This is a genomic window from Kiritimatiellia bacterium, from assembly GCA_018001225.1.
Classification (GTDB): domain Bacteria; phylum Verrucomicrobiota; class Kiritimatiellia; order CAIQIC01; family JAGNIJ01; genus JAGNIJ01.
On the sequence record JAGNIJ010000028.1, the window covers coordinates 1 to 15,129 of the forward strand.

The window sequence follows — 15,129 nt, forward strand, 5'->3', positions numbered from 1 at the left end:
GCCCTGGACCCGCCCGCCGATTATCAGCAGCCCGCCCCCTTTGCCGACCATCTCCTCCAGCCCGGCCACCTGCTGCACGCTCAGCCCGTTGGGGTCCACGTCCATCAGCACCGCCACGTCGTATCGCCGCCAGTCCGCCTCGGTCTGCGGGGGCTTCTCGATATTCGTGTTGCCCTGGTGGATGTAGTCGATGTCGGCCGACTGAAGGTAGCACGACAGGTTGATCACCGGGTCGCGCAGCAGGGCCGGCACCAGGTAGAGGTATTCGCGGTTCGGCTCGCAGGCGATCAGCAATCTCGTCGCCGGCGGCGTCACGGAGGCGGTGTTCGACTGGACCACGCTGGGCCTCGCCGCGGGCGACCACGGCCTGCTGGCCTACACGGTGGTCGGCGGCGTCACGAACATGGCCGGCGCTCTCTCCTCTTCCACCTATTTCAGCGGGACGGGGTTCGGGCTGAACGCCGTCAATGCCACCGGCTCGATCGGCGGGCGCTGCACGGCCGTCGCGGCCTCGGGCGGCCTGCTGCTCGTCGGCGCGGGGGCCACCCTCGAGGTCTGGGACCGCTCCGCGCCGCTCGAGCCGGCGCGCCTCGGCGCCGTGCGGCTGCCGGGCCTCGTGCGCTCGCTCGCGGTGAACGGGACGACGGCCTACGCCGCCTGCGGGCCGGCCGGCGTGCAGTTCGTGGACGTTTCCGTCCCCGCGCATCCTGTCCACGTGAACACGTTCGACACCTCCGGCGAGGCGCATGCCGTGGCGGCGGCGGGAAGCTACCTGTACGTCGCCGACGGCATTGCGGGCGTGCGGATCATCAACGCGGCCGACCCGCTGTCCCCGACGCTGGCCGGCGCGTGGCACACGACGGGCCCGGCCCGCGCGATCGCGGTCAGCGCAGGACGGGCGTACGTCCTGGACGAATACGAGGGCCTGGTCATCCTCGACGTCTCCGCGCCCGCCGCGCCGGCGCGGCTGGGCGGATACGCGGACGTCACCTCGGCCCGCGGCCTGGCGGTGGCCGGCACGACGGTCCTGGTGTCCGACGACAACGGCGTGTTCTCCGTGATCAACGCGGCCGTCCCGAACTCGCCGGCGAGGACCGGGAGCGTGCGCCTGAACGCCTTCGGCGAGGCCATGGCGGCCGCGGGCTCGATCGCCTATGTCGCCGCCGGCCCGGCCGGCGTGCTCACCATCAACACCGCCGGGCCCTCCGTGGTCTTCACCAATCCCACACCGGACGCCGCCGCGTCGGTCAGCCTGGACGGGTCCGCGCTCTCGGCGGCCTCGGGCTACGGCGGCGTCCAGACGTTCGATTGCTCGACGCCGCAGGCGCCCGCTCTCCACGGCACCTATCCGGCGGGCGCCCGCGCGTCGGAGGCCGTGTCCGACGGCCTGCACGCCTACGTCGCCGCCGGCGAGCGCGGGCTGGAAATCTTCAGCCTGGCGAATCCCGCCTCGCCGGTGCGCGTCGGCGCGGAGACGAACATCGGCAACGCCCGCTGCGTGGCGCTGGCGGGCCCCCTCGCGGTGGTCGGGGACGGCACGACCGGCGCGCGCGTGGTGGACGTGTCCAGCCCGGCCGCGCCCGTTCTCCTCGGGACCTTCGGCAGCACGAACCTGTCCTTCGTCCGCGCCGCGGCCGCCGCGGGTTCGATGGCCGCCGTGACGGACGGGCGGCGCGTGCTCCTGCTCGACCTCGGCGCGCCCGCATCGCCAGCGCAGTCGGCCGTGTACACGTCCGACGGGTTCGTGTTCGACCTGGCCATGGATACCGGCCACGTCTACGCGGCGGCCGGCGGCGACGGCCTCAAGATCCTCTCTCTTCCCGGTTTCGCCGAAGTCGGGTCGTATGACACGCCCGGCATGGCCGTGGCCGTGACCCTGGACGGCGACCGGGCCTACGTGGCGGACGGGGCCGGCGGCTGGATGCTCCTGGATGTCAGCAATCCCGCCGCGCCGTCCGTGGTCCACGCCTCAATGGACGAGGGCGCGGCGGAAGACGTCGCCGTGGCCGGCTTACTGGCCGCCGTCGGCGGGCCTTCCAATAGGGTATCCGTCCTCGACATGTCGAATCCCCTGACACCCGTTCCGCAGGCTTCGCTGGGGCGCGTGGTCCGGGCGCTGCGGTTGTCCGCCGCGGGCGGCGCGTATGTGCTGACGGCGGAGGACGAGGCCGGGCTGGGCGTCTTCGCCGTGGCGTCCGACGACGCGGACGGCGACGGCCTGCCCGATGCGTGGGAACAGCAGATCGCCGACGCCGATCCGGACGACGGGATCCACGGGCCGGCCGACGTGCAGCCCGGCGACGATTTCGACGGCGATCGGCACACGAACCTGGAGGAACTCGTCGCGGGAACCGACGCCCGGGACGAGCGGTCCGTCTTCGCCCTGTCCGCCTCGGCTTCCGGCGGCGGGCAGCAGGTCATCCACTGGTACAGCGAGCCCGGGAAGCGGTACGACGTGCACCGTTCCACGAACCTGCTCTCGGGTTTCAGCGTGATCCGGTCCGGCGTGGCGGCCGTGCCGCCCGTCAACGCGTACACGGACTCGGTTGTCGGTGTGCACTCTCCGCTGTTCTACATGATCAGCGTTCAGAAATAGCCCGACTCTGGCGCGAGCGTTATGCGCTGTATGCCATAAACCTGCCGCCGCGCCGGATGCGGCAGGGGCGGGCGAGGCTGGAGGGCTTGAAGAAGGCCCGCGGTCGGTTACGTTAAGGTTACAAGATGCGACATCGGTGCCCCAGAACCGGGAGGCGTGTTTCCGCCCGGAAACGGTCTCGAGCCTGGCTGCCATTCTATTTCGTGACCGGAGTGGCGGCGGTGGTGTGGTATCTCGTCCGCGTGTTGCCCCGCCCCAGCCGGGCGAACTATCCCTGCCAGCGTGTCGCGGCGCCGATCGCGTGGGGTTTCGTGGCCTCGCTGCTGGCCTGGCCCGCCGCCCTGTTGGCCTCGCGTCGCGCGCGGAGTTTTCTGCGCGAGCGGCGATTCATCCTGGCCGCGGGGGCCGTGATCCTGGCGGCCGGCGCGGGCCTGGCCGGGCTCGTGGCCTCCGCCGCGAAGTCATCGGCGCTCGCCGCGGCGGAGGCGAAGAACAGTCCGATCGGCTCCGCGCGCGGCACGTTTCCCGGACGCGTGGTCTGGAGCTACGATCCGGCCGCCGCGCAGTGGGACGGCAGCACGGGCTACTGGTGGGAGGACCGGTGGAACAGCCAGGCCGCCGCGGACGCCATGCTGTCGCGCGGCCTGCTCGACCTGACCGGCGCGGCGGACGAGGCCGCGGCGTGGGACACGCTTTTCCGCTACTCGAACAGCTCCCGCGGGCGCGGCGATCGAGGCTACCAGGCCGGCGAAACGATCGCCGTGAAGATCAACCTGAACAACCAGTACTCGGGGTACACGACCACCGACAACCAGCTCGACGCGTCTCCGCACATGGTGCTGGCCCTGCTGCGCCAGCTCGTAAACGAGGCGGGCGTGCCCCAGTCGGCGATCACGGTCTATGACGCCGTAAGGTATATTCCCGACAAGATTTACAACAAGTGTCACGCCGAGTTTCCGCAGGTGGTCTTCATGGACGCCGGCGGAACGGGCGGACGGACGCTGGTGCAGTGGAGTTCGGCCGTCATCCGCTACGCCGTCACGGACTGGCCGGACGGCAGCCCGTGCGGCCAGCGGATTCCCAAGGCCGTCTACCAGGCCGCGTACTCGATCAACATGGCGCTCTTGAAATGCCACGGCACGGCCGGCGTCACGCTGACCGCCAAGAATCACTACGGCACGATTGACGGCCGCGAGCACTGGTACATCAAGGCCCGCTCGCGCACCCTGCCGCTGTACAATCCGCTCGTGGACCTGATGGGCCAGAAGAACGTCGGCGGCAAAACGATGCTGTTTCTCGTCGACGCGCTCTACGGGACCAGCGGCGTGGACCAGCCTCCCCAGCGCTTTCAGCTCGCGCCGTTCAACAACCGGTGGTCGTCGAGCCTCTTCCTGTCACAGGACCCGGTGGCCATCGACTCTGTCGGGCTGGAGTTCCTCAACGCGGAGTTTCCGTCCTCGTACATGCTCAACGCCGATAATTACCTGCACGAGGCCGCCTTGGCGAACAACCCGCCGTCCGGCACGGTGTACGATCCCGAGGGCGACGGCATCCGCCTCGCAAGCCAGGGCGCCCACGAGCACTGGAACGACAACGTGAAGCGGCAGTACTCGCGCAACCTGGGGACCGGCTCCGGGATCGAACTGCGGTTCCTCGCGCCGGCGGACCTGTCCACCGACAGCGACGGCGACGGGCTGACCGACGGCTGGGAATCGCAGTACTTCCGGACGCTGACGGGGGCCGCGGCCGATGGGGATCCGGACGGCGATTCGTATTCCAATCTGGACGAAGCCACGGCGGGAACCGATGCCGCCAGCGCGGACTCGTATTGGAAGGCGGCAGGTATTGTCGATTCAGGCCGCGAAATTGTTCTAAAATGGAACAGTCATACGGGGCGGTCCTATCGCGTCAGCCGCTCGGGGTCCGTGTTGGGGCCTTTTGAGGACTTGCCCGATGAATTGCAGGCCACGCCACCGCTGAATGTCTGGACCGATTCCGCGCCGGCCGCCAGCGGATTCTACCGGGTCAGCGTGCGCTGACCGCCGGAACTTAAAGGTTTTACCTGCGGCGTGCTTCCGGGTATCTCTAGTCCAAGCAAGGGGGATACCATGACCGGCAAAGCGATGCGGCCAATCTGCCTGCTCTGTGCATGGGCGATCTTTCCGCGCGGCGCCGAATCAAAGCCCAAGGTCGATGACCAAGTCGCGCCCCCGCGCGTCACGGAAATCAGCGCGACCGGATTCCGCGTGCAATTCGAAACCGCGGAGCCGACCGCAACCAGTCTTTTGATGCGGGAATCGCCCTTTCCTCTCAAAACACCCGAAGTCCATGCCAAGGGCCGGTGGGGCAAGCCGCGCGAAGTGAAAGGGCCTCCCGAGCCCCGCCTGCGGCACGAGTTGCGGGTCGGCGGACTGCACCCGGCCACCCGCTACTACTATCGCGTGCCGCAACCCGGCGCGACAAACGAGCCGCCGGGCTGGAGCGAGGAGTATGCCGTCAACACGCGGGCCCCGGCGGGGAAGACCGAGTTCATCCGCGTCCCCGTGAGGGTGCTGCTCGTGCCCAACCTCTTCGGCGCGGAGTCGTTGGAGCGCACCCTGGCGTGGCCCGAGCCCATGCCGCCGGAGGACCTGCGCCTGTACGCGGACGCCTTCCAGGAGGTGTCGCTCTTTTTCTGGGCGAATTCCCGGATGAAATACTGGGTGGATTTCGACCTGTACGCCGACCCCCGGTTTTTCCGGCGCGAGGAGGTCCCGTCCAACGCCCCGTCGTGGTACGCCGTGCTGCCGGTGTTCGACGAGGAGGAATCCTGGCGCGCGGCGCTGTCGAAGCAGAAGGCCACGAACCGCCTGTACTACGGCGCGGTCGTCTGCGAGGCCGAACGCCGCTGGGATGCCCGCGACAGGAACTGGGTCTACATCGGCAGCGGGGGCTATGCCTACGGCATGGACCTCTGGCCGAAACCCGGATGCAGTTACTTCAAGGGCGGCGACGACACATGCTGGATGGCCTCCCACGAGTTCAAGCACCAGATCGAGAGCCAGTACCACCTGTCCGGCTTGACCCGCGAGGACGACCGCATGTGGTTCTGCCACTACGCGACGAAACACAACGACCCCTCCGGCGAACGCTGGGAATGGGACACGGCGGCGGACCATGGGCGGGACTACGACGGGCTGGCCTGGCAGCTGCGGCACATGACCGACGAGCAGTACCTGCGCAATCGCTTCGGCGAGCTCGTGACGGCCGTGGACCGCGATGGCGACGGCATCCCGGACGACGCCCCGCGGCTGCCGCTGGATGAAAAACGCCTCGGATCGAACCCCGCGCAGAAGGACTCCGACGGGGACGGGCTCGCCGACCTCGACGAGGTGCTGGCGTCGTTGTGGATGTCTGCTCCGCGCCTTAGCCCTCTGCGGCGGCGCGCCCGGGTGCCCTATATCCGCCCCGGGCTCAACAACCCGGACAGCGACGGCGACGGCCTGACCGACGATCGGGACCCGTACCCGCTCTATCCCTTCACGAACCGGATTCCCCGGGCGACGATTCGCGTGGACGGGAGTCTCGACGACTGGGCCCGCTTCCAGCGCATCGCGTTCCGCCACGACCGGCTTGGTCCGAAGAAGGCATCCGCGAACCTCGAGATCCGCGCCTGCTACGACGACGAGTGGCTGTACTACGCCTTCATCAGCCGCGTCCCGCACGGGGGCCTGTACATGGTGACGGATCAGGACGCCGACGGGTACTACGTCGGGAACGACAATGTCATCGTGGAGCTGGACGCCGACGGCGAACTGTCCGGGGTCCGCGTTCACCTGGGCGCGGCGAACCGCTGGCCGTACGAGGCGGACGATGTCCTCTTTCGGACCAACCTGCAGCACGCCGTGTCGTCCGGGCCCGACGCGGAACAGATCGTCGAGCTGGCCATCCCGAAGCGGCCGGACCTGGGGCTGGACCTCGAGCCCGGCGAGGAAGTCGGGCTGTCGTTCAAGCTGCGGCTGGGCGGGGCCGAGTCCTGGGTCTCGGTGTTCGAGCCGGGCGACATCTTCGACTCCGTCCTGGACCCGGGCTCCGCCGCGCCGGCGAAGCAGCAGGAACGGGCGCGGGCCTCGTCGCCGGCCGTGCCGGGCAGTCTCCTGACGCTCGTCGATTGGGATTCCATGGCCGTGTTTCCTCCGGGCCGACGGGCCGGGATGTTCTCCAGCACCGATCCCAAGGGAGAGGGAAGGGACTGCGGCAACTTCCTGCGCATCGAGGGAACCCGGTACGTGCTGGCGGAAATGGAGGGGCCCGGCGTGATCACGCGCCTGTGGTCCGCGAATCCGCAGGGGCAACTGCGCATCGAGCTCGACGGCCGGCCCGAGCCGGCCGTGGATGGCCTGTTCAAGGATATGTTCGAAGACCGATGCCCGCCGTTCCGGTCGCCCATCGCGGCGCCGTCCAGCGGCGGCTTCTATTCCTACTGGCCGATCGGCTTCGAGCGTTCGTGCCGGATCACGGTCGGCGAGGCGCCCGGGATCGCGGAGCGGCGCGCGGGGCTCCGGGCCCCGCGCCCCGTCCGGGTGCCGCTGCGCGGCGTCAGGGAACTCAAGCTCGTGGTCACCGACGGCGGCGACGGCTTCGGCTGCGATCACGCGGACTGGGGCGACGCCCGGCTCGTTTCCGCCAACGGGAAGGCCCTGTTCTTGAGCGACGTGACCGAGCGCGGCGAGCCGGCCGTGCTGGTTTCCTCCGGGCAGGGCTGGGGCCTCCTGCCCGGCGGCAAGCCGGGCCCGAATGGCGCAGTAGGCCTCGACACGAGCTGCGAAGGCCGCCCGCTCTCGATCAACGGCAAACGCTACGGAAAGGGCCTGGGCAGCCACGCCCCGGCCGAGCATACCTTCGCGCTGCGCGCGCCCTTTGAATGGTTCGAGGCCGAGGTCGGCGTGGACGATGAGACGCTCATGGACCCCGCCCGGAGCTGGAGCCCGTCCGTGACCTTCGAGGTCTACGCCGACGGCCGGAAGGTCTACGACAGCGGCCTCGTGGGCGATCCCAAGCTGGAAGGCTCCTTCGATCCCAGGATGTTCTTCTATCAAATCAATTACGTGAAACTGCCGCCGGGCTCACCGGTCGAAACGTTCCGCCGGGACCTGACGCTCGGGCAGCAGAAGGAGCTGAATGAAGTGCTCCGCGCGTGGCGCGAACCCGGCAAGCCGCCGGCCGGCGCCGCGGACGCGCACGTCGTGAAACGATCCCTGGTCATTCCGCCCTACGGCACGAATATCTTCCTGCAATTACCCGGCGCCGGGACGGTGCGCGTCCTGAAGATGAGTGTTCGCTCCCTCGACCGGCATGCCCTCCGTCGCGCGGTCCTGTCCGTCCAGTACGACGGCGACCGGCGGCCCGCGGTGTGGTGTCCGCTCGGCGATTTCTTCGGCTGCGGGTTCGGGACCGGCGACTACCGGACCCTCCTGATGGGCGCCACGGACGACGGGGGCTTCTACTCGTATTTTCCCATGCCCTTCGCGCGCGGGCTGCGAATGACCCTCGAAAACGGAAGCCCCGCGCCGCTGGAAATCGAAGGGGAGGCCGGCTGGCAGCCCGACAAGCCGGAGCGGATTCCCGAGGGCCGCTTCTGCGCCGCCTGGCGCGAGGAACCCGGCACGCCCGACTGGCACCGGGTGGCCGACCTGTCGGGCCGCGGGAATTTCGTCGGGCTCGGTCTCGCCGCCGTTTCCTACGGGGGCACGCTCGGCTACCTCGAGGGAAATGACCGGTTCATCGTGGATGGCGCGGCGGGCCGGGCCCTGACGGGCACCGGCATGGAGGACTGTTTCAACAGCGGCTGGTACTACGAGCAGGGGCTCGTCAGCCGGCCGCTGCATGCGTTGTCCCTGAAGTCGGAGAAAAGCGAATTCGGCTCGGCCGCCGGGATCACCAGCCAGATTCGCTTCCTGCTGCCGGACCGCCTCCCGTTCGAGTCGAGCCTGGCGGCGGCGTTGCAGCACGGGGTCAACAACAACTTCCCGGCGGTCCGCTACGCGACGGTGGCCTACTGGTACCAGGCCCTGCCGCTGGGCCGGGAACTGGAGCGGCGGCCGGCGCGCGCGTTGACTTTGCCGCGCAAGATGCTCGTGCGCCCGGCCGAGCCTCCGGACCGCGGCGGGGACGGCAACGAGATTGCCGGCATCAAATCCCTCGAGGGCGCCGTGTTCGCGGACCAGTTGAAGGCGAAGGTCGCGGGCGCCGAGGCCTCGCTGGTTTACTGGAAGGACATTTCCACGGATTTCGAGGGCACGCCCAGCGCCCTGTTCTACGGGTGGCCGCAGTCCAGGCTGCTGGATGACGGGGCAAAAAGCCGGGGCGACGTGCTGTCCTGCCGCGCCGCCGTGCCGGGCGCGCAGGTCAGCGTGCCCCTCTCGCCGGCGCTGGATCGGGGCGCGGAGATGGCGATCACGCTGGTCCTGCTGGAAGGGCCCGATTGCGGCGTGGTGGAGGTCGCGTTGGGGGCCACGGTGCTGGGCCGGCATGACGCATACCATGAAACGGTCCGCCCCAGCCCCATCCTGACCTTCCGCGCGCGCGCGCCGATCACGCGGCCGCCCTGGCCGCTGGTCCTGCGCGTCGTAGGCAGGAACGCCTCGGCCCGCCGCAGCGACCTGGGGATCTACTGCGTAAAGGCCGGAGTGGAATAGGCCCACGCAATCGGCGACTGAACAGCAGGCTCGTAGCGCCTGCTGTACAGCGGGGGCTACGAACCCGCTGCAACCCTGGCGTCGAAAGCGGAAAAAACCGAACTGCTTTACCGCCGCACCGCGATTCCTCGCCCGGCGAGGTATTCCTTCACCTGCTGAATTGTAAATGTTCCAAAATGGAACACCGATGCGGCGAGGACGGCGCTGGCCTTGCCCTGGGTGACGGCCTCATTGAAATGTTCGAGTTTTCCCGCGCCGCCGCTGGCGATGACCGGCCGGCCGGTAGCCTCGGCGACGGCCCGGGTCAGGACCAGGTCGTAGCCGTCTGTCGTCCCGTCCGCGCCCTTGCTCGTCGGCAGGAACCAGCCCGCCCCCAGGTCGGCCAGTTCCCGCGCGAACGCCGCGGCGTCGCGCCCGGTCTTCGTCCGGCCGCCGTCGATGTAGACCTCGCGCTTCGACGGCAGGGCCTCGTTGACGTCGGCGTCGAGCGCGATGACGATCCGGTCCGCGCCGAACAGCCGGACGGCTTCGCGCACCAGGCCCGGATCGCGGAACGCGGCGGACGAAATGCTCACGCGCGAGGCCCCGGACTCCAGCGCCTCCTCGATGTCCGCGCATCTCCTGATTCCGCCGCCCACGGTCAGCGGCACGTCCACCACGGCGGCCACCTTGCGGGCCACGTCGAACATCGTGCACCGGCCCTCGATCGTCGCGGTGATGTCGAGGAACGCGATCTCGTCCGCGCCGCCTTCGGAATACGCCCGCGCGGCCTCGACGGGATCCGCCGCGTCGCGGAGTTCGACGAAATGCACGCCCTTGACCACGCGGCCGTCCTTCATGTCCAGGCAGGGGATCACTCGTATAGGCTCCATGACGATTCCTTCCTTTGTCGCGGCCGGCACGCGACCGGCCCTCCCTTGTAACAAGACACCCCGGCGATGCCCGGCTTGAGGGCATCGCGTCTCCAGTATCCTCCGGGTTTCGTTAATTCTCAATAGACAAGGAGCAGGGGTCTCTTTTAAAATTTGCGCCATAAGGAGGATCGCTGCCAGGCTTTCATTGCGGCCGGCCTTCCCGATTTCATTCACGCCGAACACACAGTCCTGACGCGAAGGTGGAAATCGTTACGCCGTAAAGACATTCATGGCCGAAACGCGGGAGGCCGGTTATGAGAACGGGTCGCGCGCTGGTTATCCTGGTGTGCCTTTTTGCCGCTGACGGGCACGCCGGCGAAATCTACGGGTTCGGATCGGGGGTGGTTCCGGATACCGGGGCCGTCACCGGCGGCGAATTCGTGGTGATCAGCGGGACCGGGCTGTGCGCGGGCGGGGACGCCACGAACGTGACCCTGTGCGGCGTGCCCGCCGCGTCCATCGAGAGCGCAACGGACACCCAGGTGGTGGTCCGGGCCGGCGTGTCGGGCGCGCCGGGGCTGGGCGACGTGGCGGTCTGGTCGGAAAGCCTCGGCGTCACCGTCAGCTCCAACGCCTTCTGCTACCGGCTCGACGCGGCCATCCCCCGGGAGGACCTGGTCCTGTGGCTGCGCGCGGACGTGGGCGTGCTGGAGGAGGCCGGCGCGGTGAGCCGGTGGTACGACCAGTCCGGGAGCGGATTCCACGCCCTGCAGGCCAGCGGCAGCGCGCGCCCGACGGTGAGCACGAATACCGTGTCGCCCACGCTGCCGGCCGTGCAGTTCGACGGCAGCGACGATTACCTGTGGCGCGCGGACGGACTCGGCGTTGCCAACAGCAACGTCGGGTTCACCCTGTGCATCGTCTTCCGCTACCCCGCGTCCACGGTGAACAACACGGGCGTCTTCAGCCTGCGGTCCGCCTACGCCGCGGACTGGTCCAGCGCCGACGGCATGGCGCTGACGCAGAAGAACGACTGGTACCTGGGCTGGTACCGCGGGCTGGAATGGCTGCAGGGCGTGGCCTACGGCGGGAGCAATCCCGGGACCAACAGCCTGGGGCTCTCGGTGCCCTGGGCCGCGGTACCCAGCCCGCGCGCCGTGTTCCTGGCGGCCACCAAGAGCGGGACCGACGCGGAGATCTCGGTAAACGACGCTTCGATGGGTTCGGACCCCTACGACCTGCCCGGCGGGCCCGCCGACCCGACGTGGAATACCAACGGCTACGTGCTGGGCGCCCGGGGCGATCTGATGGGATGCGGCCGCGTGGATATCTGCGAACTCCTGGTCTATAACCGCCTCCTGTCCACCGGGGAAATGGCCGAGGTCAAGGCGTACATGACCGCCCCGGCCATGCAGGTGATCGGCATCAACGGCACGGCGATCGCCGACGGCCTGGCCCCCAACTGGGACAAGGGCACGCTCTTCCCGGCCACGGGGGCCGGCTCGTTCCGGGAGCACACCTTCAGCATCACGAACGGCGGCACGGCCGCGTTGCACATTCCCGGCTGGGCCACGAACGGCGCGGACGCGGCGGCGTTCCAGGTCGTGGACATGCCGTCGTCCGTTTCGACAACCAGCCGGTCGAACCTGGTCGTGCGGTTCGTCCCGGCCGCCGCGGGCGCGTTCACCGCGGCGCTGGTCATCAGCAACGACACCGTGGCCTCGCCCTACACGGTCAACCTGGAGGGTTCGGCCTTCGCGATCTCGACCAACAACGGGCCGTGCGCGGGCGGAAACGTCATCACGATCAGCAACGGCTACTTCGGCACGATCACCAACGTGCTGGTCGGCACTGCGGCGGCCGCCATCCAGGCGTCCGGCGAGAACTGGTGCACGATCGTTCTCCCGGCCGCCGGCTCGGCGGGCGTGAAGGACATCGTCATCCAGACGTCCGACAACGACGACACGATCCTGGAGGGCGCCTATACCTACAACCCGGCGGGACTCATCGGGGTGTACCACAACTTCTTGAGCGAGGGGTTCAACGCGGAATTCTACGGCGCGCCCGTCGGATGGAGCTACGAGTACGACACGGGCGCCGCCGACTGGCAGCACGGCTACGGCAACTACTCCATGCCGGACAGCCCGCATTCCGGCGACTGGAATGCGCTGTTCTGGGGCATGGAGGGGGACATCACCCGGCTGATCTCGCCGTCCATGGACTTGAGCGGGGCCGATGCGCCCCTCCTGACGTTTTGGCACGCCCAGGCGGAGTACGAGGAGGATGAAGTGGTCTACCAGGATACCCTTCGCGTGCTGTACCGGACCAATGCCTCCGCCGAATGGGTGCAACTGGCCTTCTACGATGGGAGCATCGAGGCCTGGACCGGGCGCGTCATCAGCCTGCCGAATCCGTCCAGCGACTACCAGGTCGCCTTCGAGGGAGAGAGCCATTACGGAGACGGCTTGACGCTGGACGATGTGTCCGTGGACAACACGCCGGGCCCGGGCGTCGTGCCCGACAGCGGGTCGTGGACCGGCGGCTACGCCATCGCCATCCGGGGCCTGAACCTCGGCGACGGAACGGACATCACCAACGTGACGCTGTGCGGGGTCGGCGCGGCCTCCATCACGAGCCAGTCCTCCACGCAGGTCGTCGTGACGGCGGGGTTCTCGCTCGTCACGGGCCCGGGCGACGTGCGCGTGTATTCCACCAGCTACGGGGAATCCGGCGCCGCGGATGCGTTCACCTACGCGGCGGGCTCGGGCGGCGCGATCGGCGCGCCGGCCTCGCTGGGCTTCCTCGCCACCTTCGGCGCGGATCCCGCGCCGCAAGCCTTCGTCCTGACCAACTCCGATTCGACGGCATACCTCTTCACCAATCAAATCACCTATGCGCCGGAGGCTTCCGGGTGGTTGGCCCTCTCGCCGCTTGCCGGGTTCGTGGCGGGCGACGGGTCGCGGGTCTGCACCGCCGCCGTATCCGTGGCGGGACTCGCGCCGGGCGCGTACTACGCCACCAACGCCGTGGTCTCCGCGAGCGCGACCAACAGCCCGCAACTCATGACGGTGCGCCTGGTCGTGCACCCGGCCGGCGCCGTCACGCTCTACGTCGCCACGGACGGCGGCGCCTCGCCGCCGTATACCAACTGGAGCCAGGCCGCGTCGGAGATCCAGTCCGCCGTGGACCTTGCGCGGGCCGGCGACGCAATTATCGTTACTAATGGAAGTTATGACTCCGGCGCCGTAGTCACGCCGGGGGCCGGCCTGGCCTGCCGGCTGGTGATCACGCAGGAACTGACCGTGAGCAGTGTCAACGGCCCGCAGGCCACGTTCATCGGGGGCGCGTCCGACGGAGGCACGAACGGCCCGGCCGCCGTGCGGTGCGCGTACGTGAGCGGGGGCGGTGTGCTCGAGGGATTCACGCTGACCAACGGGCACACGCGGGCCGACGGCGACTACGTGTACGACCGGAGCGGCGGCGGGGTGCTGATCGTCAGCAGCGGCACCGTGGCCAACTGCCGGATCGCGGCGTGCTCCGCGTCGGGCGACGGCGGCGGGATCTACTTCCAGCAGGGCGGCGTGGCCGACCGCGTGGTGCTGGACGGCGGCGACGCGCGGTACGGCGGCGGGGCCTGCTTCAATGCCGGCGGACAGTTGGTGAACTCGCTGGTGCTGCGCAACACCTCGGCCCTCGAGGGCGGCGGGCTGTTCCTGTGGTGGGCGGGCAGCGAGGCCCGCAACTGCACGGTGGTGTCGAACACGGCGGCCGGCGTCGGCGACGGCGTGTTCATCTACCAGGGCGGCGCCGTGTATAACTCGGTGGTATACGGGAACACCGAGGACGATTTCTACGTCAATCCGCCGGCCACGGTGCGCTACACGTGCAGCCGATCCTTCCCTGTCGCCGACGGCAACATCACCGACGATCCGCTCTTCGAAGACCCGGGCGCCGATGACTTCCGCCTGCAGCGGACCTCGCCGTGCATCAACGCGGGCGACAACGTCTACGCGCCGACCAACCAGTCGCCGTACGACCTGGCCGGCCACGCCCGCATCCATGCCGTCACGGTGGACATGGGCGCCTACGAGGCGTTGTATGACTGGCACACGCTGACGGTCAACTCCAGCTACGGCACGCCGAACCCGGGCCCGGGCATCCATACCAATGTCGAGCAATCCGTTCTGAATGCATGGGTGACGGGCCCCGCGGACGCGGGCGGAACCCAGTTCGCGTGCACGGGCTGGGCCCTGGCCGGGCACGATCCGGAGACCGGTTCGGGCACGGGCCTCGTCATGACCGTGACCAACGACGCCGTCCTGACGTGGCAATGGACGACCAACTACTGGCTGGACACGGAAGCCGGGGCACACGGCTCGGTGAACGTGGGCGACGGGTGGCAGGCGGCCGGCGCGATCACGCAGCTCACGGCCACGGCGGAGTCGTACTATCACTTCACGAACTGGACCGGCGACGTGTCCGCCTTCGTCAATCCCCTGGAGCTGCTGATGGCGGGCCCCCGGCAGGTTCAGGCCGTATTCGAGGAGAATCTCGCGGCCCACGACACACCGGAATGGTGGCTGGCCGCCCACGGGTGGACCAACAACTTCGACGACGCCGCGAACGGCGATCCGGACGGGGACCTGTTCCTGACATGGAAGGAATACGTGGCCGATACCGACCCGACCAACGGCGCCTCGTTCTTCCTTGCCGCGAGCGGCGAACGGGTCTACGGGACCAACTGCACGGAAACCATCTGGACCAACGGCGAGGAAGTCGTCACGACGCGGATCTGCGAGGTGGTCGGCCACGTGTACCAATGGCCGAGCGCCGCGGGCCGGGTCTACGACGTGTACGCGGCCTCCAACGTGTCCGGCCCCTACCTGCCGCTGACCGGCGCCACGAACATTCCGGCCACGCCGTCCGTGAACACCTACACCAACCTCCTGCCGGAGACCGTTTCAGGCTACTACCGGATCCGCGTGCGACAGGAGTAGGCTCG

6 protein-coding genes are annotated in these 15,129 nt (G+C 68.9%); 4 read left to right on the plus strand and 2 right to left on the minus strand.

The window, feature by feature from the left end:
• The coding region (locus KA248_10305; GenBank protein MBP7830297.1) for a hypothetical protein at window positions 1–339 on the minus strand (339 nt) is incomplete at its 3' end.
• On the opposite strand from KA248_10305, the gene KA248_10310 reads away from it, so the two are divergent.
• From KA248_10310 to KA248_10320, 3 genes are all read left to right on the plus strand, one after another.
• Entirely contained in the window at window positions 323–2,596 is a 2,274-nt protein-coding gene (locus tag KA248_10310) for a hypothetical protein (protein ID MBP7830298.1), read from the plus strand. The two genes, KA248_10305 and KA248_10310, sit on opposite strands and share 17 nt — an antisense overlap.
• Window positions 2,597–2,799: 203 nt before the next feature.
• Window positions 2,800–4,635 carry a DUF362 domain-containing protein gene (locus tag KA248_10315; GenBank protein ID MBP7830299.1) on the plus strand — a complete coding sequence of 612 codons (1,836 nt, stop codon included), beginning with the start codon at window positions 2,800–2,802 and terminating at the stop codon, window positions 4,633–4,635.
• Between the two features lie 69 nt (window positions 4,636–4,704).
• Entirely contained in the window at window positions 4,705–9,273 is a 4,569-nt protein-coding gene (locus tag KA248_10320; protein MBP7830300.1) for a DUF2961 domain-containing protein, read from the plus strand.
• 107 nt (window positions 9,274–9,380) lie between these two features.
• On the opposite strand, the gene hisF is transcribed toward KA248_10320, so the two are convergent.
• Window positions 9,381–10,145, minus strand: a complete 765-nt coding sequence (hisF, locus tag KA248_10325) for an imidazole glycerol phosphate synthase subunit HisF (GenBank protein ID MBP7830301.1) — start codon at window positions 10,143–10,145, stop codon at window positions 9,381–9,383.
• A 296-nt stretch (window positions 10,146–10,441) separates the two neighbouring features.
• On the opposite strand from hisF, the gene KA248_10330 reads away from it, so the two are divergent.
• Complete coding sequence (locus KA248_10330) at window positions 10,442–15,124, plus strand: IPT/TIG domain-containing protein (protein MBP7830302.1); 4,683 nt, start codon at window positions 10,442–10,444, stop codon at window positions 15,122–15,124.
• The last annotated feature ends 5 nt before the right edge of the window (window positions 15,125–15,129 follow it).